The following is a 23,690-nucleotide window of genomic DNA, read 5'->3' as shown; positions in this document are numbered from 1 at the left end:
TCATCTAAGAATATTTAATATCATATTTTCCAACCACATCGAAAACATGGTCATAAGTACTAAGAACTATATGCTGGAGTCCATCTCCATCTATATTATCTATCAAATCAAAGCTCGACAGAGAGTGTTTTTCATATGGGTAATCATCCATTTTATACACAGACATACTTTTAATATCACTAAACAAAAATTCAACATTAACATCAGGTGCGCCTGTAATTATTGGCCTACAGGAACGCAATGATAACGATGCTTTAATGACAAATTTAAAAGGATAGAGTATTAATTCAGTCCCTGAAAGAACCAAAGCATCTCGCCCATAAATCAGACCATATTTTGTTTCTATTGCCTTAACATTCATATTAGCCACAACCTCTTGTCCTTATCGATTTACCACCATCACCAGTTGAGAACCTTCGATCAAGATTTATTTTAGACAATTCCTCTGGAGTTGCCCATCTGGATGGGATTTTGGATATACCAGCTTCTTTAGCTGCGTACAGTCTTCTATTATCCAAGCTAAACACTGAATCTTTATGTGCTCCTTGAGACAATAAGCGCTCTTGAACATTAGCAGGTAAATCCCGCATCCTGACTTTTCTGATTGGCTCAATTTCATTTATATACGAGGGATCATTTATAAGTCTATGTGTTAATCCATTAACACTCCTTCCATCCTCAAACACACCATTAATACTGTCTTGTGAGAATAAAATCGTTTTAGGACTAACAGGAGATAATCCAAGCGGATCAACCCACCCGTTCGGATTCGGCGCATACTGATAAAGATTCGTGCCACCCAGCAATCCTATCGGATCCGGCTGCGTGAACCGCCCGACATCCGGATCATAAAACCGGAACGTGTTGTAGTGCAGACCCGTCTCACGGTCCAGGTACTGGCCCTGAAACCTGAGGTTCTGCTCTTCGATGAAATGCGCCTCACGCACCTCCTGCAGGGTATTGCCCCAGACCTGATAGCGCGCCTGCCAGACCGCCTCGCCACTGTCATCCGTCAACTGTTCGGGCAGGCCATTGAGATCGTTATGGTAGTAGCGCACCTGCTGGTGCTGCCCCGCACCGTCAACCCGCGCCAAGGGTTCGTGGCTGTCTTCGACATACAGGTAAAGGCTGGTCTGGCTGTAGCGATGCTCCTGTAACAAGCGCAGGCCATTCCAGGCGAAGCGGGTCTGGTCGAGCAGATTGCCCTGATCGTCATATTCGCTTTTCTCGACACGCCGCCCGAGCGGGTCGTAGCGCATGTTCAGTATCCGTTCGCGCCCACCGTGCTGGCTGCGCACCTGGATCAGGCGGTGCTCGGCGTCGTAGCTGAAGTGCTGGATGCCACGTCGGCTGCTGCGTTTCTCGATCAGGCGGCCGAAGCCGTCGTAGCGGTAGCGTTTGTCCTGGTAGGTGAGCAAGCGGTTATGGCGCACCAGGCCGATGCCGGCTTGCGGCCCATCGAGCAGGTTGGCGGCGGCGTCGTAGGCGAAGGTTTCGCTCTCGCCCTGGCCAGCGTCCTGGCTGGCCATGATCCGGCCGCTGGCATCGTAGTGCAGCAATTGCTGGTGCTGGCTGCCGGGCTGCTGGTTGAAACGGCCGATCAGGTTGTCTGCCGAGTCGAAATCGAAGCGTTGCTGTACCGTAGCCGGCAGTTGCGGCGGCTGGTGGTTGGGGCGGCGCAGGCGTGAGCGCAAACGACCGCTGCGGTCGTACTCGCTGCGGGTGCTGACCCGGCCCTGGGTGCGCAGCACTTCACGGTGCAGGCGGTCGCGTTCGAAATCGCTGATCACCTTGCCGTCGAGGTTGAGCTGGTGCAGATGGCCGCTGCCGTAGTACAGGCGGTTGAGCCAGCGGCCGTCGGGCAACTGGGTCTGGATCAGGTTGCCGAGTTCGTCGTAGTGATGCTGCAGCACTCCGTTGGCGCTGTGCTCTTCCAGCAATTGGCCAAGGGCATCGTAAGCGAACGCCAGTTGCTCGCTGTTGCCTGCCTTGTCGGTGAAGCTGATTGCCGTCAGTTGATCAAGGGGATCGTAGCTGTACTGGGTTTCACCATCGTCGGTGCGTTTTTTGATCAAGCGCCCGACGGCATCCCGGTGCAATTGATGAATGATCGCTTCAGCATCGCCTTGGGGGGCGGGGAGGTACTCAAGGCAACTGAGGTTATCCAGCCGGTCGTAGTGATAGCGGCTGGCGCTGCCGTCCAGATCCTGCTGCTCAGTCAGGCGGTCAATTAGGTCCCAGCTGAACCTGTAGCTTTCGTTATTTTCATTGGTCAGCGCCAGTAGCCGCCCGTAGGCGTCGTAACTGAACTGCACCCGCCGACCATGCGGATCGATCCGCTGCTGCACCTGGCCACGCCGGTTGTAGCGGTACTCGGTGGAGTGCCCGCCAGGGTCGGTATAGCTGTTGAGCTGGCCGTTGCGATCAAGCTGATAGTGCTCACTGCGCCCATCGGGCAATTGCGAGCCGAGCAATCGGCCCTGGGCATCGTACTGGTACTCGGTACGTTCGCCGAGGGCATCGGTGACCGCCTGCAGATGCCCGCGCCGGTCATAGCTGAAGCGGGTCGGGTACCCCGAACAATCGACCTGCTCGATCAGCAGGCCCAATTCGTTCCAACGCAGGTGCTTGTGCTTGCCCGCCGCATCGATGATCTCCACCACCTGGCCGCGTTCGTCATGGCGGTAGCGGGTGGTGCGGCCCAGCGGGTCGGTTTCGCTGCTGCAGTTGCCGCGCTGGTCGTAGCGATAGCTCCAGCGCTTGCCGGCCTTGTCGGTCTGTACCCGGGGCAGCGACCAGTGTTCCAGCCACTGGGTCGCCTCGCTACGACCCAGTGGGTCGATGCTTTCGCAGAGGTTGCCGGACTCATCGTACAGATACTGCCATTGCCCGCCCTGCGGGTCGGTGGCGGCCAGCAGCTGGCGTTCGTCGTTCCACTCGAAACGCCAGGTGTGGCCGAGGGCGTCGGCATACTGGGTGATCTGGTACTGCGTGTTCCAATAGCGTGTGCTGACCCGCTGCAAACCGTCGGTGACCCGGGTGATGCCGGCTTCGATGTCGTAGTCGAAACGGTACTCGTCACCGTCGTCGGTCCAGTGCCGGGACACGCGCCAGTCGTCTGCAGCAAGAGTCCATTCATAGAAGCAGCGCAGGCCGCTGGGCAGTTGGTGTTCGACCATGCGCCGGCCCTGGTCATAGGCAAAGCGCCGTTGCACCTGGCCGCTGGCGTCGCGGACTTCGGCCAAGTCGCCATTGCTGTCATAGGCATAGCTGACCAGCAGCTCGTTCGACTCGTCGCTGTACCATCGCTCGATATGGCTGACCCGGGCTGGCCATTGGCTGCTGTAAACCAACTGCACCTGGACCAAATCTAAGGTATCGCGCAGCCTGAGCAAGCGGCCGTTGGTGTCGTAATCCAGGTAGAGGCGGTTGTCGTTGCGATCCCCCAGTTGCGCCAGGCGCAGGCGCTGCGGATTGTTCGGGGTGGGCTGGAACAGGCGATAGAGACCGTCGACGCTTTCGATCAGCAGCTCGCCATTGTGCGCGCGACGCACGCTGAGGCCTTCGCCGGCGCTGAACACGGCATCACCACGAGGGATATGGCCCATGTCGACGACCCGTGCCTGTTCGTCGGTGAACAGCAGGTGCTCGCCGCCTTCAGGATGCGCTTCGATAGCGACGAAGACTTCGTAATCGACGCTCCAGCCAGCACCGAACAGGCCGTCGCGGCGTTCATCCCGGCTGTTGTAGTAGCGCTGCCAGTCCAACGGGATCAAGCCCGGAAGGCTGAAATCAAGCTCGGCTTCGCCGCTCAACAGTTTGGCGCCAGTGGAGCTGTGGACCGGGTTGGGTGAGCCGGCGATGGCGCTGGTGATCGCGCCGGTAACCTGGCTGGTCACGGCGCTGCCGATGCCGCCAATCAGCATGCAGCCGAACTTGCTGTAGAACTTGCCGCCGCGCCCGCGCAGCATCATCAAGGCGGTAATCGCCAGGCCGATGCCCGGGGTCTTGCCGCTGCGAATCTCGCGGACCACGATCGAGTCGCCGCCGATGCGCACATTATCGGAGACCAGCCCGGCGTCGACGATCACCGCCTCGCAGGTGCTGCGATCGCCGCTGCGACAGGCCGGGTGACCGTTGATGGTGACCTTGCTCGAGCCTTCGGCCAGGTACTGCGGCGGCATCGGCGGATGCTTGCTGCAGAGGATCTTGTCGTCGTCGGCAGGCTCGGTGTTCGACGCCGGGCTGGCGACCGTAGGCCGCCACATCTGCGAGAAAAAGCCCTTGGCCATGTCGAGGAAGCTTTCTTCCTCCTCCTCGGCCGGCGGCTGAGCCGCGTCGCTGCCGGCGGGCGCAGCGGCGGCAACGATGACGCCGGCTGCGCGTGCGGCCGGTTTGCCATTGGTGTGGGTATTCTTCGAGCCGGTGAGGATGTTGGCTTGCACCGAGGGCGGGAACAGGCAGTTGCCGATGCCCTCGCATAAACTGCTCAAGCCCTTGTCGGCCCCGGTCTTGCTCATGACCACGCCGACCACGATGCCCACCACCGCGCCGAGCACGAAGCAGCCGAGGCCGCCGGTGACCACGGTCAGGCCCAACGCCGCGGTGACCGCCGCAGTGGCCAGCATGCCGATGGCGACGTTGGCGGCCACTTCCAGCACGCCACTGACGATGTCGGCCATCATCGAGGTGTGCATCAGCGCATCACCCTCGCGGGCGGCCCACAGGGCGTCAGACATTATTGACCGGCAACGGCATGGCTGCAGGGCACTTGAACCTGGTCATGCTTGATTTCCATATCGAGCGCTTGAGGTATCGGAATCTGCTGGATGATCGCCCGAGCGTCAACCCCGAGGGTGATGCAAAGCGTGTAGTTCCTGCAGCCTGGCCTTGGCCACATGGGTGTAGATCTGCGTGGTGGATAGGTCGCTGTGGCCCAGCAGCATCTGCACCACGCGCAGGTCGGCGCCATGGTTGAGCAAGTGCGTGGCAAAGGCGTGGCGCAGGGTGTGCGGCGACAGCGGCTTGTCGATGCCGGCCACCCGCGCGTGGTGCTTGATGCGGTGCCAGAAGGTCTGGCGGGTCATCTGCTCGCCGCGCTGGCTGGGGAACAGAACATCGCTGGGGCGCCCGCCCAGCAGCTCGGCGCGACCATCGCGCAGGTAGCGCTCGATCCACACCACCGCCTCCTCGCCCATCGGCACCAGGCGCTCCTTGCTGCCCTTGCCCATGACCCGCAGCACGCCCTGGCGCAGGTTTACCTGGTCCAGGGTCAGGCTGACCAGCTCGGTCACCCGCAAACCGCAGGCATACAGCACTTCGAGCATGGCCCGATCGCGCTGGCCAATCGCCTCACCGCGATCCGGCGCCTGCAGCAAGGCTTCGACATCGGCCTCCGACAGCGACTTGGGCAGTGGCCGGCCCAGCTGCGGCATGTCCACCTGCAAGGTCGGATCGACGGCAATCAACCGCTCGCGCAGCAGGTAACGGAAAAAGCCGCGCACCCCGGACAGGAAGCGCGCGGTGGAACGAGGCTTGTAGCCTTGGTCGAAGCGCCAGGCCAGGTGATCGAGGATCAGTTCGCGGCCGGCATCGGGCAACAGCACGTGCTTTTCCTGCAACCAGCCGTTGAACAAGGCCAGGTCACTGCGGTAGGACGCGCGGGTGTTGTCGGAAAGCCCCTTTTCCAGCCACAAGGCATCGAGGAACTGGTCGATCAGCGGGTGGTCCAGTGCAGGCATGAAAACTCGGTGGCAAACGACGAAATGACGCTTAGTCTTTCACAACATGGCATGCAGAGGGAGCCCGCATGAACGAACAGCAGATTCTTTTGAGCGTCGGTGGCATTGGCGCGGCCGCCCTGCTCTGCCAATGGCTGGCCTGGCGCCTGAAACTGCCGGCGATCCTGTTCCTACTGCTGTGCGGCATCCTCGCCGGGCCGGTGCTGGGCTGGCTGCAACCGCAGGCATTGTTCGGCCCGTTACTGATGCCACTGGTATCGCTGGCGGTGGCGTTGATCCTGTTCGAAGGCAGCCTCACCCTGCACCTGTCGCAATGGCGCGAAATCGGCAGCGTGGTGCATCGCCTGGTCACCGTCGGCGCGCTGAGCACCTGGCTGGTGATCGCCCTGGCCACCCACTGGCTGCTGGGCTTCGACTGGCCCCTGGCGATCCTGTTCGGCACCTTGACCCTGGTCACCGGCCCCACGGTGATCATCCCCATGCTGCGGGTGGTGCGACCGAAGGCGACGATCGCCAATATCCTGCGCTGGGAAGGCATCGTCATCGACCCGATCGGCGCGCTGCTGGCGGTGGTGGTCTACAGCTTCATCATCGCCAGCGCCGCCGGCGAAGGCCTGAGCCACAGCCTGGCGACCTTCGCCGGGGTGATTTTCTGCGGCAGCGCGCTCGGCGTCGCCGGAGGCTGGCTGCTCGGGCAGATCATGCGCGAGCAATGGCTGCCGGAGTATCTGCACAACCTGGCGTCGCTGGCCGCAGTGCTGGGCATCTTCATCGCCGCCAACCAGATCGTCCATGAGTCGGGCCTGTTGGCGGTGACGGTCATGGGCATGTGGCTGGCCAACATGCCCGGCGTGGATGTGCGGCAGATCCTGCACTTCAAGGAGAACCTCAGCGTGCTGCTGATCTCCGGCCTGTTCATCCTTCTGGCGGCGCGGCTCGACCTGCAGGCCCTGCTCGCCTTGGGCCCAGCGGTGCTGGCACTGCTGCTGGTGATCCAGTTGCTGGCCAGGCCGCTGAACGTGTTGCTGTCGACCCTGGGCTCGCCGCTGAGTTGGCGGGAACGTGCGCTGCTGGCCTGGATCGCGCCGCGGGGCATCGTCGCCGCGGCGGTTTCGGCCATCTTCGCCATTCGCCTGGACCAGGCCGGGCATGAGGGCGCACTGCTACTGGTGCCACTGACCTTTGCCGTGATCATCGGCACCGTGGTCCTGCAAAGCGCCACCGCACGCCCCTTGGCGCGCCTGCTGAAGGTGGCGGAACCGGCACCGAGCGGGTTTCTCCTGGTCGGCGCCAACCCGCCCGCACGTGCCATCGCCAAGGCCCTGCAACAACTGGGCTGCCGGGTGCTGCTGACCGATTCGAGCTGGGAGAACATCCGCGCCGCTCGCATGGACAACTTGCCGACCTACTTCGGCAACCCTGCGTCGCAGCATGCCGACGCTCACCTCGACCTGGTCGGGCTGGGCCATCTGCTGGGGCTGTCACCGGCAGGCGAACTCAATGCCCTGGCCTGTGCACGCTTTCGTCATGACTTCGGCCACGCCCGGCTTTTCGTGCTGGCCAGCGGCCTGGAGAAACAGCGCAGCGACAAGCATCGGGCCAGCGAGGAGCATCGCGGGCAATTGCTCGGGTCGAGCGCGATGACCTATGGGCAGCTGGCCAAACTGCTGCATCAGGGTGCCGAGCTGTACAGCACCACGCTGACCGAGGCCTTCGGCTGGGGCGACTACCAGCAGTTGCATGGCCCACGGGCGACGCTGCTGTTCGCCCGCGACGGGCAAGGCTGGGTACATGTGGCCAGCCCGGACAACCCGCTCAAGCCACAGCCGGGGTGGACACTGGTGGCGCTGGTGGAGCCGGAGCTGACCGAGCAGCCTGTGGCGCATTGAATCATACGGGATCGGCAATCAGGCCAAAGGCAGCACCGGCACCGGGCGCTTGTCCTCATCGATGGCGACGAAGCTGAACACGCCATGGATCGCCCGCTCGCGCCCATCGAGGTACATGTTCTCGACGAACACATCCACCTGCACCTGCAGGCTGGTGTTGCCGACCTTGATCACCGTCCCCACCAGCTCGACGATCGAGCCTGCCGGAATCGGGTGCTTGAAATCGATGCGGTCGGTGGACACGGTCACCAGCGGCAGCCGGCAGAAACGGGTGGCGGCGATGAACGACACTTCGTCCATCCACGCCAGCGCCGTGCCGCCGAACAGGGTGTTGTGGTGGTTGGTGGTGTTGGGGAACACCGCCTTGGTCACGCGGGTCACCGACAGTTCGGTGCGGCGCTGGATTTCCTGGTCTCGGGTTGTCATCTCGGAGTCACATCGCAAAGGCAAGATTCAAGACGCAAAAAAGCAGCCCGAAGGCTGCTTTTTCTCGCACGGGGGCCTAGGCCACCGGACAAACTGCACTCAGGACAGTTTTTCCTTGATGCGAGCTGCTTTACCGGACAGGTCACGCAGGTAGTACAGCTTGGCTTTACGCACGTCACCACGACGTTTCACGGCCAGGCTGTCGATCTGCGGGCTGTAGGTCTGGAAGGTACGCTCTACGCCAACGCCGCTGGAGATCTTGCGCACGGTGAAGGCGCTGTTCAGACCGCGGTTACGCTTGGCGATAACGACGCCTTCGAACGCCTGCAGACGCGAGCGGTCGCCTTCCTTCACTTTGACCTGGACGACAATGGTGTCGCCTGGTGCGAAGGTCGGGATCTCTTTGCTCATCTGCTCGGCTTCGAGCTGCTGGATGATCTTGTTGGTCATGCTGTGCTCCTAAGATGGATAACGCGATCCACCATCGATACGTTTAACTATCGTCCCGCTCGCGGAGGTATTCCTCGAGCAGCTTCTTCTCTTCTCCAGAAAGCGAGCGACTTTCCAGAAGATCGGCGCGTCGTTCGAAGGTCCTACCAAGGGACTGCTTCATCCGCCATCGCCGGATATGTGCATGGTTGCCACTAAGCAACACGTCGGGTACACGCTGATCCGCATACACCTCGGGTCGGGTGTAATGCGGGCAATCCAGCAGACCGTCGGTGAAAGAATCTTCCTCCGCCGAGTCCACATGCCCTAAAGCTCCGGGCAGCAGCCGCGTAACCGCATCGATCAGTACCATGGCCGGCAGCTCGCCACCGGAAAGCACATAGTCGCCAATCGACCACTCCTCATCGACATGAGCCTCGATAAAGCGCTCGTCGATGCCTTCATAACGGCCGGCGATCAGGATCAACGATTCCTGTTCGGCCAAGCCTTTGACCGCCTGCTGGTTCAGCTTGCGGCCTTGTGGCGAAAGGTAGATCACCTTTGCCGCAGCTCCGGTCGCCTGCCTGGCGCTAACCAGGGCGTCTTCCAGAGGCTTGATCTTCATCACCATGCCCGGACCACCGCCAAACGGCCGATCATCCACGGTGTGGTGGCGATCTGTGGTGTAGTCCCGCGGGTTCCAGCAGGTCACTTGCAACAACCCCTGTTTCACCGCACGGCTGGTAATGCCGTACTCCGTGATGGCCGAAAACATCTCGGGGAACAACGTGATGACTTCTACGCGAAGGCTACCCATCGTCTAGAAATCCGCGTCCCATTCGACTCGCATCACACCGGCCTGCAGGTCGATTGCCAGCACGCATTGCTCCGTATAGGGCAACAGACGCTCGCGATCATCCAGGCTGCCTGTGCAAGGCTTGACCACCATTACATCGTTCGCACCGGTCTCCAACAGGTGATCGATCGTGCCGAACAACTGTTCGTCCTGATTGATGACCTTCAGGCCTTCCAACTGGTACCAGTAGTACTCGTCGGCTGCCAGGTTGGGCAAAAGGCTCCGCGCAATGCAGATCTCGTAACCGCTCAGAAGACGGGCTTCGTCACGATCCTCGAGGCCTTTCAATTTCACGACCAGGCCCTTTTGGGAGCCACGACCGCTGACCAGCTCGACCTGCTTTACCTTGCCTTCGTGCCGAAGCGTCCAGCGCGGATAATCCAACAGGTTTTCAATCGGATCGGTAAAGGAATACACCTTCACCTCGCCGCGAACGCCGTGAACCGAAAAAATCTTGCCAACGACGATGAGGTCATCAGCCTTTTCTGGCGTCGCGTTCATACTGCTCAGGCTGCAGCCTTGGCAGCTTCCTTCAGCAGCTGAGCAACGCGCTCAGACGGCTGTGCGCCCTGGCTCAGCCAGTAGGTGACGCGCTCTTGGTTGACCGACAGCTTGACTTCGGCGCCCGATGCGATCGGGTTGAAGAAGCCAACGCGCTCAACGAAACGGCCGTCACGGGCGTTACGCGAGTTGGTCACGGTCAGGTGGTAGAATGGGCGCTTTTTCGAGCCGCCACGGGCCAGACGAATGGTTACCATGTGAACATCGTTCCTATAGTCGGTGCTGCAAAACTGAATGCCCAATGGGCACACGGGTGCCCAAAAGGCCGCATATTCTCGGGGAATACACGGACATTTGCAAATGCCTTTTTCGGCGAGCGCTTGACCCACCGTTCAGATCTGCCGGTTAAGCCGCCATTTGGCGGCGCTGTTCCCGCCGAAGCGGGGGCTGGGCGGCTGTCTTCATATAAAGACAGCCGCCCGGATTCGCTTACATCTTGGGCATGCCGCCACCCGGCAGCATCCCGCCGAGGCCGCGCATCATCTTGGCCATGCCGCCCTTGGCGGAGAATTTCTTCATCATCTTCTGCATCTGCTTGTGCTGCTTGATCAGCCGGCCGATGTCCTGCACCTGGGTGCCGGAACCGAGGGCGATGCGGCGCTTGCGCGAACCGCTGATCAGGTCAGGGTCGCGACGTTCGGCAGGGGTCATGGAATTGATGATCGCTTCCATCTGCTTGAACTGCTTCTCGGCCGCGCCCTGGGCATTGCCCATCTGCGACAGGTTGACGCCACCGATGCTCGGCAGTTTGTCCATGAGGCCACCAAGGCCGCCCATGTTCTTCATCTGTTGCAGTTGATCGCGGAAGTCTTCGAGGTCGAAGCCCTTGCCCTTCTTCAACTTCTTGGCCAGCTTGTCGGCCTTTTCCTTGTCGATGTTCTGCTCGGCCTGCTCGATCAGGCTGAGCACGTCACCCATGCCGAGGATGCGCGAAGCGATCCGGTCGGGGTGGAACGGTTCGAGGGCTTCGGTCTTCTCGCCCATGCCGATGAACTTGATCGGCTTGCCGGTAATGGCGCGCACCGACAGGGCGGCACCGCCACGGGCGTCACCGTCGACCTTGGTCAGCACCACGCCGGTCAGCGGCAGCGCATCGCCGAAGGCCTTGGCCGTGTTGGCGGCGTCCTGGCCGGTCATGGCGTCGACCACGAACAGGGTTTCGATCGGCTTGACCGCGGCGTGCAGGGCCTTGATCTCGTCCATCATGTCGGCGTCGACGTGCAGACGACCCGCGGTATCGACGATCACCACGTCGATGAACTTGAGCTTGGCTTCGCGGATTGCCGCTTCGGCGATGGCCACCGGCTTCTGGCTGATGTCGGACGGGAAGAAGGTCACGCCGATATCATTGGCCAGCGTCTCGAGCTGCTTGATCGCCGCCGGACGGTAGACGTCGGCCGACACCACCATCACGCTCTTCTTCTTGCGCTCTTTCAGATGACGCGCCAGCTTGCCGGCGGTGGTGGTCTTACCCGCACCTTGCAGACCGGCCATCAGCACCACGGCCGGCGGGGCGGCGTTGAGGGTCAGCTCTTCGTTGGCCGCGCCCATCAGGCTTTCCAGCTCGGCCTGGACGATCTTCACAAACGCCTGGCCCGGGGTCAGGCTGCGCGACACTTCGGTGCCGACCGCACGCTCCTTGATGCTGTTGACGAAATCCTTGACCACCGGCAGGGCGACGTCGGCCTCGAGCAGGGCCATGCGCACTTCGCGCAGCGTGTCCTTGATGTTGTCTTCGGTCAGCTTGGCCTTGCCGGTGACATGGCGCAGCGTCTGTGACAGGCGGTCGGTCAGGTTTTCGAACATGGTGATCCTTTCAGGCCCAGTGAAGCCGAGGTTTTTCAGGCGCCCAGGTGGAAATGCACACGCACTGGGCACAACAAGGCGGCGATTATAGCGGAGACTGGGATAGACGCACACCTCGCGCTGGACCACCGGCCAAACAGGCAGCTCGTGCCAGGCTAATTCGTGGGAGCGGGCTTGCCCCGCGATTGATACGCAGTCTTCCTTGCCTGCTGCGTTCTATGCCAAACTCCGTCCCTTTAGGGCTTGCACGCCAGGACTTATGTTCTCTTCACCCAGCCTCATCCCCAACCTGCTCGCCGCCTTCCTTTATCTGGCCGCGACCGTCTACCAGGCCACCGGCCTGGCCCGTGGCGCCCGTGCCGACAAACGGCTGCTTGGCCTGCTCGGCACCCTGGCGGTCGTCGCCCAGGGCGGTGCCCTGTTCTTCCAGCTGATCACGCCCCTGGGCCTGAGCCTCGACTTCTTCAGCGCCGCCAGCCTGATCGCCGTGGCGGTGATCGGCCTGACCCTGCTCGCGTGCCTGAGCATTCCCGTGGAGAACCTGCTGGTGCTGCTGTTCCCGCTCGGCGCGGTGACCGCGCTGCTGGCCCAGTTCGCGCCACCCGGCACGGTGCCGCTGATCAACGAAGAGCCGGGCATCCTCGCCCATATCCTCTTGTCGATCCTGGCCTACGGCCTGTTCACCATCGCCGTGTTCCAGGCCCTGCTGCTGTTGCTGCAGGACCACCAGCTCAAGCACAAGCACCCGTCCGGGCTGATCCGCAACTTCCCGCCGCTGCAGACCATGGAAAGCCTGCTGTTCGGCTTCCTCTGGGCCGGCTGGGGGCTGCTGTCGCTGTCGCTGATATCCGGCTGGCTGTTCCTCGACAACCTGTTCGCCCAGCACCTGGTGCACAAGACGCTGCTGGCCTGTGTCGCCTGGATTGTCTTCAGCGTGCTGCTGTGGGGCCGCACCCGCCTCGGCTGGCGTGGTCACAAGGCGATCCGCTGGACCCTGGCTGGCTTCTGCCTGCTGATGCTGGCCTACTTCGGCAGCAAGCTGGTCCGCGAATTCATCCTGCACATCTGACGGCCGCCCATGGACACTCTGCCGTACGCCCCGCTGCTCGGCATCATCGCACTGGCCCTGCTGTGGTCGGCACTGTTCACCGCGGTAGATTGCGCCCGCCAGCAGCTCAATGGCCACGGCGCCCCGACCCTGCCCGCCCAGGGCCTGGTGCTCGGCGCCAGCCTGGGCAAGTTGCTGGTACTGGGCCTGGCCTGCCTGATTGGCCAGCGCTACAGCGGTGAACACGGTTTCTGGCTGGCCGGCCTTGGCGCCAGCTTCGCCCTGCTGGTACTCGCCGACTACCTGCCGCGCCGCCTGGCACGCCGCAACCCGCAAGCCTTCCTGGACCTGGGCGGCAACCTGCTGAAATTGCCGCTGGCGCTGCTGCAGCCGCTGGGCTGCCTGCTCGACGGATGCGCCAAACTGATCCTGCGCCCGTTTCGCGTGCAACCCACCGCGGTGGCACTGCACCCGCAGCAAGGCGACGCATTCGACGCAGACGAACCTGCCGAGACCAGCCAGCACGGCCTGCTGGAGGGCCTGCAGGCGCTGGACAAGATCACCGTCAACGACATCCTGGTACCGCGCAACGAAGTAGACGGCATCAACCTCGACGATCCCATCGAGCAGATCATCGAGCAACTGATCATCAGCCGTCACACGCGCCTGCCGGTCTACCACAACGACATCAACCAGGTCGAAGCTGTCCTCAACACCAAGCTGATCAGCCACCTGCTGCCACGGGCAGAACTCACCCCGGAGAAGCTCCAGGCGGCCTGCTACGAACCCTACTTCGTGCCCGAAAGCACACCGCTGCAGATGCAACTGCTGAACTTCCACAAGCAGCAGCGGCGCATGGGCGTGGTGGTGGACGAGTATGGCGAGGTCCTGGGCATCGTTACCCTGGAAGACATTCTCGAAGAGATCGTCGGCGAGTTCGAGGACGAGCAGAGCCTGGACAACCCGCATGTCCACCCTCAGCCCGATGGCCGCTTCGTCATCGAAGGGACGGCTTCGCTGCGCGAGATCAACCGTACCCTGGGCTGGCACCTGCCCTGTGATGGCGGGCCGAAAACCCTGAACGGCCTGGTCACCGAAGCGCTTGAAAGCATTCCAGAAAGCGCTGTATGCCTGAAAATTGGCAGATATCGGCTGGAAATCCTAGAAACCGAGGATAATTGCGCGAGCAAGGTACTGGTCTGGACACTGGCTCGATAGTTATACTCGGCTCACGCTTACCCAGCCCTGCCGTCCCGCCCGCTACCCGCACCCGGCGCTCGACGGCCAGTCCGCCCCACTGACACGCCCCGCGGCCCTGCTCAGCACCCCGAGCAGCCACCGCTCACCGCCTATCCCCTGGGCTATCGTCAGTCGGCGACCAACAACAATACGCTCCGGCTCCCGTGTGCCCGCCACATGGGCCGTGCCCCATGGAGCATGACTGTCAGGGACCTTCGCATGACTACCAGCAGCACCTACGCCGAACCTGCCTCGGCTGCCCCGGTCAACTCGCCTGCCCGGGTGGCCACCGCCAGCTTCATCGGCACCGCCATCGAGTTCTACGATTTCTACGTCTACGCCACCGCCGCCGCGCTGGTGATCGGGCCGGTGTTCTTCCCGTCCGGTTCTGGCACCGCGCAAATGCTGGCGGCCTTCCTTACTTTCGGTATCGCCTTCCTCGCCCGGCCACTGGGGTCAGCGCTGTTCGGCCACTTCGGCGACCGCATCGGGCGCAAGTCGACGCTGGTCGCCTCGCTGCTGCTGATGGGCGTCTCGACCACCCTGATCGGCGTGTTGCCCGGGTATGACAGCATCGGCGTATGGGCACCGATCATTCTCTGTGTGCTGCGCTTCGGCCAGGGCCTGGGGCTGGGCGGTGAATGGGGCGGCGCGGCACTGCTGGCCACCGAAAATGCCCCTGAGGGCAAGCGCGCCTGGTTCGGCATGTTCCCGCAGTTGGGCCCGTCGATCGGCTTCCTTGCCGCCAACGGCCTGTTCCTCACCCTGGCCCTGGTCCTCAGCGACGAGCAGTTCCGCGAGTGGGGCTGGCGCATTCCGTTCCTGCTCAGCGCCGCACTGGTGCTGGTCGGGCTCTATGTGCGCCTGAAACTCGAGGAAAGCCCGGTGTTCGCCAAGGCCGTGGCCCGCCAGGAGCGGGTCAAGATGCCGGTGATCGAGCTGTTTTCCCAGTACTGGCTGCCGACCCTGCTGGGGGCAGCGGCGATGGTGGTGTGCTACGCGCTGTTCTACATCTCCACGGTGTTCTCGTTGAGCTATGGCGTATCCACGCTGGGCTACAGCCGCGAAACCTTCCTCGGCCTGCTGTGCTTCGCCGTGGTGTTCATGGCCCTGGCCACGCCCCTGTCGGCCTGGTTGAGCGACCGTTACGGGCGCAAGCCGGTGTTGATCGCCGGCGCGCTGCTGGCCATCGCCTCGGGCTTTGCCATGGAACCACTGCTGACCTCGGGCTCGACCACCGGGGTGGCGTTGTTCCTGAGCCTCGAGCTGTTCCTGATGGGGGTGACCTTCGCCCCGATGGGCGCGTTGCTGCCGGAGCTGTTCCCGACCCATGTGCGCTACACCGGCGCCTCGGCGGCCTACAACCTGGGCGGCATCGTCGGCGCCTCGGCGGCACCGTTCTTTGCCCAGAAGCTGGTGAGCATGGGGGGCTTGAGCTGGGTGGGAGGTTATGTGTCGGCGGCGGCGCTGATCAGCCTGATTGCCGTGCTGTGTCTGAAAGAGACGCGTAATACCGAGCTTTGAATCAATCGCGGGGCAAGCCCGTTCCCACGCCAGACTGATACTGGCGTGGGAACGGGCTTGCCCCGCGATCGTTTCAGATCAGAACTCGACCTTGACCGCCTGCGAAGCCCGGGTCGCCTTGGCTCGTGCCGCCTCGACCGATTCGTCACGCGCCAGGCACACGCCCATGCGCCGGGTACCATTGATCTCCGGCTTGCCGAACAGGCGGATGGCGGTATCCGGCTCGCTCAGGGCCGCGCCCAGGTTGGCGAAGCTGGTCTGCTGCGACTGGCCTTCAGGCAGGATCACCGCCGACGCCGACGGGCCGAACTGGCGCACCACCGGGATCGGCAGGCCGAGGATGGCCCGCGCGTGCAGGGCGAACTGCGACAGGTCCTGGGAAATCAGGGTCACAAGGCCCGTGTCGTGCGGGCGTGGCGACACTTCGCTGAACCACACCTGGTCGCCCTTGACGAACAGTTCCACACCGAACAGGCCACGGCCGCCCAGCGCGTCGGTGACCGCCTGGGCCACGCGCTGCGACTCTGCCAATGCCTTCGGGCTCATGGCCTGGGGCTGCCACGACTCCTGGTAGTCGCCTTTCTCCTGGCGATGGCCGACCGGCGCGAGGAAGGTCGTGCCACCGACATGGCGTACGGTCAGCAGGGTGATTTCGTATTCGAAGTCGATGAAGCCTTCGATGATCACCCGCCCCTTGCCGGCACGGCCGCCTTCCTGGGCGTAGTCCCAGGCTTTCTGCAGGTCATCGGCGCCGCGCAGCAGGCTCTGGCCCTTGCCGGACGAGCTCATCACCGGCTTGACCACGCAGGGGTAGCCCAGGTCGGCCACCGCCTTGCTGTAATCCTCGAAGGTGTCGGCGAAATGGTACGGCGAGGTCGGCAGGTCGAGCTCTTCGGCAGCCAGGCGGCGAATGCCTTCGCGGTTCATGGTCAGCTGGGTGGCGCGGGCGGTGGGGACGACATTGAAACCTTCGCTTTCCAGCTCGACCAGCGTGGCGGTGGCAATGGCTTCGATCTCGGGAACGATGTAGTGCGGTTTTTCCGCCTCGATCACTGCGCGCAGGGCCACGCCGTCGAGCATGTTGATCACATGGCTGCGGTGCGCGACCTGCATCGCCGGCGCATTGGCGTAGCGGTCCACGGCGATCACTTCGACGCCCAGGCGCTGCAGCTCGATCACCACTTCCTTGCCCAGCTCGCCGCAGCCGCACAGCAGTACACGGGTCGCGGTGGGCGACAGTGGGGTTCCGATACGGGTCATTTCAGGTCCTCGAAGGCGTCCGGGGCCGCGCCACGCTGGCTGCCGCCCGCTGAAAAATGGACCGGTATTCTACATCAGGATGTGGCCACCGCGCGCCGTGCCCGCCAGGCCATAATCAACCACACCGCCGTGACCCCGGCGAACTTCGATGCCATCGCCGTGCCGATCACCGCAGGCGTCAAGGCACCGATCATGCCGAAGAAGATGAAGGTGTCCACCGGGATGCTCAGCGCCGAGCTCAGCCACAGGCGGTCGCGCAGGGGGCGCCGGGTAACGCTGAACACCAGCCAGTCGATCAGCTCGGAGACGAAGAACGCGGTAGCGCTGGCCAGGGCGATGGCAGGCTCGGAGGTGATATAGGACAGCACCAGCGCCACCAGCATGGCCAGCAACGCGCCATGGCCGTAGCGGGTCTGCACCATGTCGCGCAGGATGAACACCAACCCGCCCCAGGCGGACCAGATCACGTCCAGGTGCGGCGCACTGGAGAAGGCGAAGTTGATCAGCACCACGCTGCTGATGTAGGCGATGAGATAGAACATGGTCTGCGTTTTCGGAGGGCCAGCCGCACAGATTAGCGCCGGCACCATCGCGGGACAAGCCCGCGCCACGGGCATCGGCTCTACAGACCGATGATCAGCCCCGCCGCCACCGCCCGCTCATGGCAGCGCTGCAACACCACGCGCCGCTCGGCATTGTCCATGCGCCCCCAGCGCGTGATCTCGCTCACCGTGCGCTGGCACCCGGTGCAGATATCCTGCTCGTCCAGCGCGCAGACATTGACACAGGGCGAGGCCACGGGCCGCTCGTCACTCATCGTCGCTCACCAGATCACGGGCATAGCGCTGGGCATTGTGTACATAATGGGCGGCGCTGGCCTCGAGCATGCGTTTCTGCTGCTCGGTCAACTCGCGCACCACCTTGCCCGGCGAGCCCATCACCAGCGAGCCATCGGGGATTTCCTTGCCCTCGGGGATCAAGGCGTTGGCGCCGATGATGCAGTGCTTGCCGATACGCGCCCCGTTGAGGATCACCGCGTTGATGCCAACCAGGCTGTAGTCGCCGACCGTGCAGCCATGCAACATGGCGTTGTGGCCGATGGTCACCCCGCGACCAAGGGTCAGCGGCGAGCCCATGTCGGTGTGCATCACCGTGCCGTCCTGGACATTGCTGTCCTCGCCGATGTCGATCAGCTCGTTGTCGCCGCGCAGTACCGCGCCGAACCATACGCTGGCCCGGGCCTGCAGACGCACCTTGCCGATCAGCGTGGCAGTGGGCGCGGCCCAGCTCTCGGGATGGGTTTCGACGCGCAGGTCGCCCAGGCGGTATTTCATGTGTCGCTCCTCACGGTTGAACGCCAGTGGCGGGGTGTGCCCCGCTCAATTTTCGATGAAACGCTCGGGGGGCTGGTGCAGGCTGATGCCAGCGTCGAACAGCAGGTTGACCAGTTCGACGATCATGATCGCCGAGAGCCCCCAGATCTTGTAGTCGCCGTAGCGGTAGCTGGGCACGTACCAGCTGCGGCCCTGGTAGTCGATGCGGTGGGTGTGCTCGCGGGGGTCCTGGCGGAAGAACTCCAGCGGCACACTGAACACGGCGGCGATTTCCGCATCGTTGGCACGATACTCGACATAGTCCGGGATCAAACCGACGAACGGCGTCACCTTCAGGCCATGCAGCGAGATCAGCGGGCTGAGCGGGCCGATGACCTCGACCAGCCCGGGTGGCAGGCCGATTTCCTCCTCGGCTTCGCGCAGGGCCGTGAACACCAGGTCTGGGTCCTCCGGGTCGCGCCGCCCGCCCGGGAAGGCGACTTCACCGCCGTGGGTGGACAGGCCCTTGGCGCGCAGGGTCAGCACCAGCTCCGGCTCCTCGCTGCGGGTAATGGGCAGCAGCACCGCCGCTTCGGGGAAACGGCGATCCGTCTCCGGTGACGCGGGGGTATGGTTGCTCATTCGGCGAAGAAGCTCGTCCAGCATTACGCACTCTCGTGTCCAAGGCCTGCCCTGCATGATGCACCAAAGCCGCGAGGCACCCAAGCCCCGCCCGCAGGCCGCTTGCGGTAAGCGGGCCGGGCGCGCCAAGATAGCCCGACCCCACTGGAATGAATGAAAGCATGAAATTCTGCAGCGCGTGCGGCCAACCGGTCACCCAGCGGATCCCCGAAGGCGACAGCCGCCTGCGGTATGTCTGCGATCATTGCCAGACGATCCACTACCAGAACCCCAATATCGTCGCCGGGGTGCTGCCAACCTGGGGCTCCCAGGTGCTGCTGTGCCGCCGGGCGATAGAACCGCGCCGAGGATTCTGGACGCTGCCCGCCGGTTTCATGGAAAACGGCGAGACCCTCGATGCCGCCGCCCGTCGCGAAACCGTCGAGGAGGCATGCGCGCGGGTCGGCGAAACCAGCCTGTACCAATTGTTCGACCTGCCGCACATCAACCAGGTGCACGTGTTCTTCCGCGCCGAACTGGCCGATCTGGACTTCGCCGTGGGTATCGAGAGCCTCGAGGTACGCTTGTTCGAAGAACACGAGATCCCCTGGCGCGAGCTGGCTTTCCGCACCGTCACACGCACACTAGAATGCTATTATCGCGACCGCGTCAGGCAGCACTATCCGATTGGCCATGAATACCTGCCGCCGATGAACGTCACGTCGTCCACCACCTAGTTTTCAGGGATACGGTTTCATGCGCTGGCTGCTTGCCCTCCTCTGTTTCAGTGTCGCCTCGGTGTCGCAAGCCGCCTTCACCGAGACCATCATCCGCAAGACGCCGTCGGCCGCGCCGTCGCCGGTCCAGCCCGCCACTACCGGCGTCCAGCAGGAGCGGCTGATCGACAAGGTGCTGGTGATCAAGTCCGAGCGCCGGCTGCAACTGATCAGCCGTGGCGAACCGCTCAAGACCTACCGCATCTCCCTGGGCAAGCAACCCAAGGGGGCCAAGGCCCGCGAAGGCGACAAGAAAACCCCGGAAGGCCTGTACTGGCTGGATTGGCGCAAAGTCAGCGACCGCTACAACCTGGCCATGCACATCTCCTACCCGAATATCACCGATGCCGCCAAGGCTCGCAGCGAAGGCGTTGCCGCTGGCAGCATGATCATGATCCACGGCACGCCGATCAACGAGGAGTACCCCGAGTGGTACTTCCATACCCTGGACTGGACCGAGGGCTGCATCGCCATGCGCAACGATGACATGCGCGAGGTGTGGAGCATGGTGAAGGATGGCACGCTGATCGAAATCCGCCCCTGAGCGCTCACCGCGTGGACCGGGCCGGGCCCGCCATGCATGCACTAGCCTTGCAGCACCTGGACTACCAACGCGCATTGCTTACCAGCGATCGCCCGCGCAACTCGCTGGAGCAAGGCTTCTGGGTCGCGCAATGGTCCCTCGCCCTCTGACCGGCATGCGGGCTACCACCTGAGCCAGCGCTGCCCGACCCTGTCCTCAGGACCCAGCCATTGCACGCCGCGCAGCACCGGCGTCAAACCCGCATCGGGCTGCAACACGAAATCGACCTGCGCTTGCCGGGCCGCCAGGTCGGCCTCCAGGCTCATCTGGTGCTGGCCTTGGCGAACCAGGCCAGCGCTCAACCGCCAGCCCTGACGGCAGTCCATTGCCAGCGAGCCCTGCCCCAGCACCAGCGACCAAGGCGTGTTCAAAGCCAGGTCGGCGACGGTGATGCTGCCTGCGGCGGCCCGACAATGTTGCCCCGAGCCTTGCAGCTTGATGCTGCCCTGCCATTGCCCGGCCAGCCGATAGTCACCGAAGACGCTTGGCTGTGCGCCCAGTGCCTGGAGGTCGGCCTGCCAACGCCACGGCCAACCGCTCAGGCGGCCTTGCCAGCCCTGCCCCTGGAAGCCCAGGCGCACCTGTAGCTCGCGCTGCCATGGACGCCATGTCCATTGCACGGGCCCCACCGGTCCCAGCCGGGCAAACTGCCCTTGCCACAGGCTGCCGTTCACCCCCTCCGCCGGTAACCCGAACCCCGCCACCAGCCAACGCGCCGGCAGTTCGGCCACCAGGGTCAGGCAGAACACCAGGCCCAGCCAAAGGTACGCCCGCCGCCTCATGGTCGAAGCCGCACAGTGAAACGCAGCCCCTCGGTATCTCGCTCCAGCCCCCATTGCAACGGCTGCGCGCCGTCATCGCGCAGGGCCTGCAACCAGCCCTGCAGGGCTTGCGCATCAACCACCTTGCCGCGCAGCAGCCAGCCTTGATCCTCGGACTGCACCTCGGCCAATTCGATATGCCGGGCCTGGGCCGATTGGTGCAACGCTTCGAGAGTCAGCGCAGGCTGGCCTGGCTGTGCCGCGAGCGATTCGGCCAGTGCCTGCCATTGCCGCTGTTCCTGCCAGAAGGCCACGCCCTCACGTAGCGCCAGCAACACCAGCAACAGCGCGACGACACCCCAGGCCAGCGATAGCCGATGCTGTCGCATCCACTCACGGCTCATGCGGCGCTCCCCAGGTCGAACACCACGCGGCGTGCTTCGTCTTCCACCTGGACCTGCACGCCGGCTGCCGTGGCCATCTCCTGCCAGGGTGCCACTGTCCCCTCTCCGACCAGCTCAAGGTACCAACGCTGACCATCAAAGCGCACCACTTGCAGGTGCCAGCCGGGATGATCGTTCAACCACCCATGGACCTGCGCCTGCAACACCTCGAGTTGGCGCAGGCGCACCTGGCTTTCACGCGCCTCGTCCTGCAGTTGCGTCAACACCCGCGCAGCCTGGCGAGGCGTCGGCTGGATGCCGGTCACGGCCTGCACCTGGGCACGATAGAGCTGGGCCTGGCGCCACTGTTGCGCGCTCCACAGCCCGCTCCACGCCAACACCAACGCCAGGCAGGCGATTGCCAGGCGCGTCTGCCCTTTTGCCAGGCGCAGGCCTTGGCGGGGGCGACGGGCTTCGAACAAGCCAGGCAAGCCATCGAGCGGGGCCAGCACATCGGGCCAGTCGCCGTCGATGCCCTCGACCTCGCCAGGCAGCCAGGCGAGCGCGGGAGGCTGGCCAAGGCCCTGCGGCCAGGCCAGCCAGTGGGTCTGGCCCTTGTACAGGCTCATCGCTCCTCGGCGCCAATGCCAAGCCGCTTCTGCTGCACAATCGGGCAACAACTGGAACTCGGCCCAGCAACGTTCCACGGTCAGCCCCCAGCCGGCGCACTGCTCCCGCCATTCGTCGAGCCTGCCCCGCGCCACCACCAGCAGGCGCAACTGCCCTGCATGGCGCCCGATACAAGCACACAGCACATCATCGTCGCCCTGCAGCAAGCGATCCTCGAGCAGCAAGGGCCATTCCTCGCGTTTCAGCCCAGGCGGCGCGGGCAGCTGGAAATGACTGCAATGTTCACCGGGGACGATCAGGGCAACCCGCGCCCCGAGCCCCGCCGGAGGTTCGCCCTGCCCCTGGCGCAGTGGACGGCCTTGGCTGACCAACAGCCAATCCCAGACCTCACCGGGGCGCAGCAGCAGCCAGGGTTGTGCCGGCGCCCGCCGGCGCCATTCAAGCTTCATGCGCGCCCCCAGGGCAGAACGAAGGTACAGGTATAAGGTGCTCCATCACGCACTAGCTCCACGCGCACGCCCCTACCGGGGTGCGCCGGTTGATCGGAAGGCCAGGCCAGCCAACGGCCGGCCTGGTGGTAGAGAACATTCATCACGCTGACCCGCTCCAGCCGTTCACGTAGCACCCAAACCGGTGCCGCGGCGGCATACAGGTCGGCCGAGGTTTCCAGCAGCAGCCGTTGTTCACGCGGCTCGAAGCGCAGGCGCTGGCGCTGCAGGCGCGATCCCCCTTCGGCCTGCGGCCAGGCGGCGGCGGCCACCCACAGCAGTTGCTGGCGGTCGGGCTGCCAGTCGAGCCAGCGCGCCGCCAACGGCAAACGCTGCTCGTACAGGCGGCGCAGCACCGGGCTGTCGAAGCGCCGCTCCAAGGCCAGGCAAAAATCCACTACGCCGGTTTCGCTCACCTGTTCATCGAGCCGCTCGCGCACCTTCAGCCAGCCGTTGACCAGCGCCGACAGCATCACCCCGAGCAAGGCCGTGAGGGCCAGGGCCACCAGCAGTTCGATCAGGGTCATGCCCGCCTGGCGCCGTTTCATGGCCGCTCCAGAAACACAGTGAACTGCCCCAGCGGCAGGCGCTGGTCACGATCGGCATGCAACAGCAGTTCGCCACGGCGCAGGTCGCGCACACCGGTGCGGCGCAACTGCAACTGCCAATGACAGGCCTGCCCGCCCTGCACCAGCACGCCGTTGTCCTGGTTGGTCGCCGGCCAATACTGCTCGACCACGAAACGTGCCTGCACCTCACGGGCGCACAGCAGGCCCAGGCGATGCTGCTGCACGGTGTCCTGCACCGCCAGGCGTTGGCGCAGGACCTGGCTGGTGATCACCGCGAGGACGGCGGCGATGCCCAGGGCCACGCTCACCTCCAACAGGGTGAAGCCGCGTTGCCGGTGCTTCATGGCATCGCGCTCACGCGCAACTGCCCGCCGCGGTCCCAGTCCCAGCGCTGACCGCCCTCGGCCCAGCGCCAGCGCACAGTGCCCGGACGTGACCAGCCATCGGGGGTGAACAGCAGCGCTGGCGCCTGGCTGACGGGCCAGTCCGGCCGCAAGCCCTTGGGCCAATCACCCAGTGCCACGCTTTCCACCTGCCAGTGCTCGCCTTGCCGACGGACGAACTCGGGGCGTTGACCGTTCCAGCGCAGCCCACGCAACTGCCCGGCATGGCGCGCCAGGTCGGCCTGGGCCACGGTGGCCCAGGCCAGGCGATCGAGCGTCTGGTCGATGCTGCTTCTGCCGCTGTCGAGCCAGGCCACGGCCAGGCTGGTCATCAAGGCGGCAATGGCCAGCACCACCAGCAATTCGAGCAGGCTGAAACCGCGCTGGAGGGAGTGAGCCATAGG

General features: G+C 63.8%; 26 protein-coding genes. 6 read left to right on the top strand and 20 right to left on the bottom strand.

Features of this window, described 5'->3' with window-relative positions; all coding sequences use genetic code 11:
- Positions 1-4: 4 nt before the first annotated feature.
- From ACODS9_RS14670 to xerD, 3 genes are all read right to left on the bottom strand, one after another.
- Positions 5-370 carry a hypothetical protein gene (locus tag ACODS9_RS14670; RefSeq protein ID WP_489094127.1) on the bottom strand — a complete coding sequence of 122 codons (366 nt, stop codon included), beginning with the start codon at positions 368-370 and terminating at the stop codon, positions 5-7.
- Entirely contained in the window at positions 363-4,739 is a 4,377-nt protein-coding gene (locus ACODS9_RS14665) for an RHS repeat-associated core domain-containing protein (protein WP_489094126.1), read from the bottom strand. Before ACODS9_RS14665 ends, ACODS9_RS14670 begins: the two co-directional genes overlap by 8 nt.
- Before the next feature lie 105 nt (positions 4,740-4,844).
- Positions 4,845-5,741 carry a site-specific tyrosine recombinase XerD gene (xerD, locus tag ACODS9_RS14660; protein WP_401106964.1) on the bottom strand — a complete coding sequence of 299 codons (897 nt, stop codon included), beginning with the start codon at positions 5,739-5,741 and terminating at the stop codon, positions 4,845-4,847.
- 68 nt (positions 5,742-5,809) lie between these two features.
- On the opposite strand from xerD, the gene ACODS9_RS14655 reads away from it, so the two are divergent.
- The gene (locus ACODS9_RS14655) at positions 5,810-7,630 is read left to right on the top strand and encodes a cation:proton antiporter (RefSeq protein WP_401106961.1); all 1,821 of its coding nucleotides are present in this window, start codon (positions 5,810-5,812) and stop codon (positions 7,628-7,630) included.
- 18 nt (positions 7,631-7,648) lie between these two features.
- On the opposite strand, the gene ACODS9_RS14650 is transcribed toward ACODS9_RS14655, so the two are convergent.
- From ACODS9_RS14650 to ffh, 6 genes are all read right to left on the bottom strand, one after another.
- Positions 7,649-8,056: an acyl-CoA thioesterase gene (locus ACODS9_RS14650; protein WP_023629813.1), complete on the bottom strand. Its 408-nt coding sequence runs from the start codon at positions 8,054-8,056 to the stop codon at positions 7,649-7,651.
- A 99-nt stretch (positions 8,057-8,155) separates the two neighbouring features.
- A complete protein-coding gene (rplS, locus tag ACODS9_RS14645; RefSeq protein ID WP_023629812.1) occupies positions 8,156-8,506 on the bottom strand; it encodes a 50S ribosomal protein L19 in 351 nt (116 codons plus the stop codon).
- Between the two features lie 43 nt (positions 8,507-8,549).
- The gene (gene trmD, locus ACODS9_RS14640) at positions 8,550-9,302 is read right to left on the bottom strand and encodes a tRNA (guanosine(37)-N1)-methyltransferase TrmD (RefSeq protein ID WP_401106958.1); all 753 of its coding nucleotides are present in this window, start codon (positions 9,300-9,302) and stop codon (positions 8,550-8,552) included.
- Between the two features lie 3 nt (positions 9,303-9,305).
- Positions 9,306-9,842 carry a ribosome maturation factor RimM gene (rimM, locus tag ACODS9_RS14635; protein WP_023629810.1) on the bottom strand — a complete coding sequence of 179 codons (537 nt, stop codon included), beginning with the start codon at positions 9,840-9,842 and terminating at the stop codon, positions 9,306-9,308.
- 5 nt (positions 9,843-9,847) lie between these two features.
- Positions 9,848-10,099 carry a 30S ribosomal protein S16 gene (rpsP, locus tag ACODS9_RS14630; RefSeq protein ID WP_011535318.1) on the bottom strand — a complete coding sequence of 84 codons (252 nt, stop codon included), beginning with the start codon at positions 10,097-10,099 and terminating at the stop codon, positions 9,848-9,850.
- A 232-nt stretch (positions 10,100-10,331) separates the two neighbouring features.
- Entirely contained in the window at positions 10,332-11,708 is a 1,377-nt protein-coding gene (gene ffh, locus ACODS9_RS14625; RefSeq protein ID WP_023629809.1) for a signal recognition particle protein, read from the bottom strand.
- 259 nt (positions 11,709-11,967) lie between these two features.
- Between ffh and ACODS9_RS14620 the strand changes: the two genes are divergently transcribed.
- The 3 genes from ACODS9_RS14620 to ACODS9_RS14610 all read left to right on the top strand — a co-directional run bounded on the left by ACODS9_RS14620 (position 11,968) and on the right by ACODS9_RS14610 (position 15,519).
- Positions 11,968-12,777, top strand: coding sequence for a cytochrome C assembly family protein (locus ACODS9_RS14620; RefSeq protein WP_046854368.1), 810 nt, complete (start codon positions 11,968-11,970; stop codon positions 12,775-12,777).
- Positions 12,778-12,786: 9 nt separating this feature from the next.
- Positions 12,787-13,974 carry a transporter associated domain-containing protein gene (locus ACODS9_RS14615; protein ID WP_489094125.1) on the top strand — a complete coding sequence of 396 codons (1,188 nt, stop codon included), beginning with the start codon at positions 12,787-12,789 and terminating at the stop codon, positions 13,972-13,974.
- Positions 13,975-14,214: 240 nt separating this feature from the next.
- Entirely contained in the window at positions 14,215-15,519 is a 1,305-nt protein-coding gene (locus tag ACODS9_RS14610; RefSeq protein ID WP_489094124.1) for an MFS transporter, read from the top strand.
- Positions 15,520-15,597: 78 nt separating this feature from the next.
- On the opposite strand, the gene purT is transcribed toward ACODS9_RS14610, so the two are convergent.
- The 5 genes from purT to ACODS9_RS14585 form a co-directional block, all read right to left on the bottom strand.
- Positions 15,598-16,779 (bottom strand): formate-dependent phosphoribosylglycinamide formyltransferase, encoded by a 1,182-nt coding sequence (gene purT, locus ACODS9_RS14605; RefSeq protein WP_023629808.1) that lies wholly within the window; start codon positions 16,777-16,779, stop codon positions 15,598-15,600.
- Between the two features lie 74 nt (positions 16,780-16,853).
- The gene (locus ACODS9_RS14600; protein WP_023629807.1) at positions 16,854-17,321 is read right to left on the bottom strand and encodes a 7-cyano-7-deazaguanine/7-aminomethyl-7-deazaguanine transporter; all 468 of its coding nucleotides are present in this window, start codon (positions 17,319-17,321) and stop codon (positions 16,854-16,856) included.
- A gap of 80 nt (positions 17,322-17,401) precedes the next feature.
- Positions 17,402-17,596, bottom strand: coding sequence for a DUF1289 domain-containing protein (locus ACODS9_RS14595; RefSeq protein ID WP_046854365.1), 195 nt, complete (start codon positions 17,594-17,596; stop codon positions 17,402-17,404).
- The gene (locus ACODS9_RS14590; protein WP_367858054.1) at positions 17,589-18,113 is read right to left on the bottom strand and encodes a gamma carbonic anhydrase family protein; all 525 of its coding nucleotides are present in this window, start codon (positions 18,111-18,113) and stop codon (positions 17,589-17,591) included. Before ACODS9_RS14590 ends, ACODS9_RS14595 begins: the two co-directional genes overlap by 8 nt.
- 45 nt (positions 18,114-18,158) lie before the next feature.
- Complete coding sequence (locus ACODS9_RS14585; RefSeq protein ID WP_217868560.1) at positions 18,159-18,758, bottom strand: CoA pyrophosphatase; 600 nt, start codon at positions 18,756-18,758, stop codon at positions 18,159-18,161.
- Between the two features lie 137 nt (positions 18,759-18,895).
- Here ACODS9_RS14585 and ACODS9_RS14580 point away from each other — a divergent pair, with 137 nt between their 5' ends.
- Together ACODS9_RS14580 and ACODS9_RS14575 are read left to right on the top strand one after the other, a co-directional pair.
- Complete coding sequence (locus tag ACODS9_RS14580; RefSeq protein WP_046854362.1) at positions 18,896-19,450, top strand: NUDIX hydrolase; 555 nt, start codon at positions 18,896-18,898, stop codon at positions 19,448-19,450.
- A gap of 19 nt (positions 19,451-19,469) precedes the next feature.
- Entirely contained in the window at positions 19,470-20,033 is a 564-nt protein-coding gene (locus ACODS9_RS14575) for a L,D-transpeptidase family protein (protein WP_046854361.1), read from the top strand.
- A 161-nt stretch (positions 20,034-20,194) separates the two neighbouring features.
- Here ACODS9_RS14575 and ACODS9_RS14570 read toward each other — a convergent pair whose 3' ends face one another.
- The 6 genes from ACODS9_RS14570 to gspH are packed head-to-tail and all read right to left on the bottom strand — an operon-like array spanning position 20,195 to position 23,687.
- On the bottom strand, positions 20,195-20,854 hold the full coding sequence (locus tag ACODS9_RS14570; protein WP_489094123.1) for a hypothetical protein: 660 nt from the start codon (positions 20,852-20,854) through the stop codon (positions 20,195-20,197).
- Entirely contained in the window at positions 20,851-21,237 is a 387-nt protein-coding gene (gene gspM / locus ACODS9_RS14565; protein ID WP_401106940.1) for a type II secretion system protein GspM, read from the bottom strand. Before gspM ends, ACODS9_RS14570 begins: the two co-directional genes overlap by 4 nt.
- Positions 21,234-22,295 (bottom strand): type II secretion system protein GspL, encoded by a 1,062-nt coding sequence (gene gspL, locus ACODS9_RS14560; protein ID WP_401106937.1) that lies wholly within the window; start codon positions 22,293-22,295, stop codon positions 21,234-21,236. Before gspL ends, gspM begins: the two co-directional genes overlap by 4 nt.
- Complete coding sequence (locus ACODS9_RS14555; protein WP_489094122.1) at positions 22,292-22,882, bottom strand: prepilin-type N-terminal cleavage/methylation domain-containing protein; 591 nt, start codon at positions 22,880-22,882, stop codon at positions 22,292-22,294. Before ACODS9_RS14555 ends, gspL begins: the two co-directional genes overlap by 4 nt.
- Positions 22,879-23,247 carry a type II secretion system protein gene (locus ACODS9_RS14550; protein ID WP_489094121.1) on the bottom strand — a complete coding sequence of 123 codons (369 nt, stop codon included), beginning with the start codon at positions 23,245-23,247 and terminating at the stop codon, positions 22,879-22,881. The genes ACODS9_RS14555 and ACODS9_RS14550 overlap by 4 nt, the downstream gene beginning before the upstream one ends.
- Entirely contained in the window at positions 23,244-23,687 is a 444-nt protein-coding gene (gene gspH, locus ACODS9_RS14545) for a type II secretion system minor pseudopilin GspH (RefSeq protein WP_401106934.1), read from the bottom strand. Before gspH ends, ACODS9_RS14550 begins: the two co-directional genes overlap by 4 nt.
- Between the last annotated feature and the right edge of the window lie 3 nt (positions 23,688-23,690).

The organism is Pseudomonas sp. FG36 (genome assembly GCF_057809275.1).
This window is presented reverse-complemented; position numbering and strand designations above follow the sequence as displayed.

Bases quoted from the DNA above. Each gene is read 5' to 3' on its own strand.
- ACODS9_RS14665 (WP_489094126.1), bottom strand. From the start codon at position 4,739: ATGTCTGACGCCCTGTGGGCCGCCCGCGAGGGTGATGCGCTGATGCAC.
- xerD (WP_401106964.1), bottom strand. From the start codon at position 5,741: ATGCCTGCACTGGACCACCCGCTGATCGACCAGTTCCTCGATGCCTTG.
- ACODS9_RS14655 (WP_401106961.1), top strand. From the start codon at position 5,810: ATGAACGAACAGCAGATTCTTTTGAGCGTCGGTGGCATTGGCGCGGCC.
- ACODS9_RS14650 (WP_023629813.1), bottom strand. From the start codon at position 8,056: ATGACAACCCGAGACCAGGAAATCCAGCGCCGCACCGAACTGTCGGTG.
- rplS (WP_023629812.1), bottom strand. From the start codon at position 8,506: ATGACCAACAAGATCATCCAGCAGCTCGAAGCCGAGCAGATGAGCAAA.
- trmD (WP_401106958.1), bottom strand. From the start codon at position 9,302: ATGGGTAGCCTTCGCGTAGAAGTCATCACGTTGTTCCCCGAGATGTTT.
- rimM (WP_023629810.1), bottom strand. From the start codon at position 9,842: ATGAACGCGACGCCAGAAAAGGCTGATGACCTCATCGTCGTTGGCAAG.
- rpsP (WP_011535318.1), bottom strand. From the start codon at position 10,099: ATGGTAACCATTCGTCTGGCCCGTGGCGGCTCGAAAAAGCGCCCATTC.
- ffh (WP_023629809.1), bottom strand. From the start codon at position 11,708: ATGTTCGAAAACCTGACCGACCGCCTGTCACAGACGCTGCGCCATGTC.
- ACODS9_RS14620 (WP_046854368.1), top strand. From the start codon at position 11,968: ATGTTCTCTTCACCCAGCCTCATCCCCAACCTGCTCGCCGCCTTCCTT.
- ACODS9_RS14615 (WP_489094125.1), top strand. From the start codon at position 12,787: ATGGACACTCTGCCGTACGCCCCGCTGCTCGGCATCATCGCACTGGCC.
- ACODS9_RS14610 (WP_489094124.1), top strand. From the start codon at position 14,215: ATGACTACCAGCAGCACCTACGCCGAACCTGCCTCGGCTGCCCCGGTC.
- purT (WP_023629808.1), bottom strand. From the start codon at position 16,779: ATGACCCGTATCGGAACCCCACTGTCGCCCACCGCGACCCGTGTACTG.
- ACODS9_RS14600 (WP_023629807.1), bottom strand. From the start codon at position 17,321: ATGTTCTATCTCATCGCCTACATCAGCAGCGTGGTGCTGATCAACTTC.
- ACODS9_RS14595 (WP_046854365.1), bottom strand. From the start codon at position 17,596: ATGAGTGACGAGCGGCCCGTGGCCTCGCCCTGTGTCAATGTCTGCGCG.
- ACODS9_RS14590 (WP_367858054.1), bottom strand. From the start codon at position 18,113: ATGAAATACCGCCTGGGCGACCTGCGCGTCGAAACCCATCCCGAGAGC.
- ACODS9_RS14585 (WP_217868560.1), bottom strand. From the start codon at position 18,758: ATGCTGGACGAGCTTCTTCGCCGAATGAGCAACCATACCCCCGCGTCA.
- ACODS9_RS14580 (WP_046854362.1), top strand. From the start codon at position 18,896: ATGAAATTCTGCAGCGCGTGCGGCCAACCGGTCACCCAGCGGATCCCC.
- ACODS9_RS14575 (WP_046854361.1), top strand. From the start codon at position 19,470: ATGCGCTGGCTGCTTGCCCTCCTCTGTTTCAGTGTCGCCTCGGTGTCG.
- ACODS9_RS14570 (WP_489094123.1), bottom strand. From the start codon at position 20,854: ATGAGGCGGCGGGCGTACCTTTGGCTGGGCCTGGTGTTCTGCCTGACC.
- gspM (WP_401106940.1), bottom strand. From the start codon at position 21,237: ATGAGCCGTGAGTGGATGCGACAGCATCGGCTATCGCTGGCCTGGGGT.
- gspL (WP_401106937.1), bottom strand. From the start codon at position 22,295: ATGAAGCTTGAATGGCGCCGGCGGGCGCCGGCACAACCCTGGCTGCTG.
- ACODS9_RS14555 (WP_489094122.1), bottom strand. From the start codon at position 22,882: ATGAAACGGCGCCAGGCGGGCATGACCCTGATCGAACTGCTGGTGGCC.
- ACODS9_RS14550 (WP_489094121.1), bottom strand. From the start codon at position 23,247: ATGAAGCACCGGCAACGCGGCTTCACCCTGTTGGAGGTGAGCGTGGCC.
- gspH (WP_401106934.1), bottom strand. From the start codon at position 23,687: ATGGCTCACTCCCTCCAGCGCGGTTTCAGCCTGCTCGAATTGCTGGTG.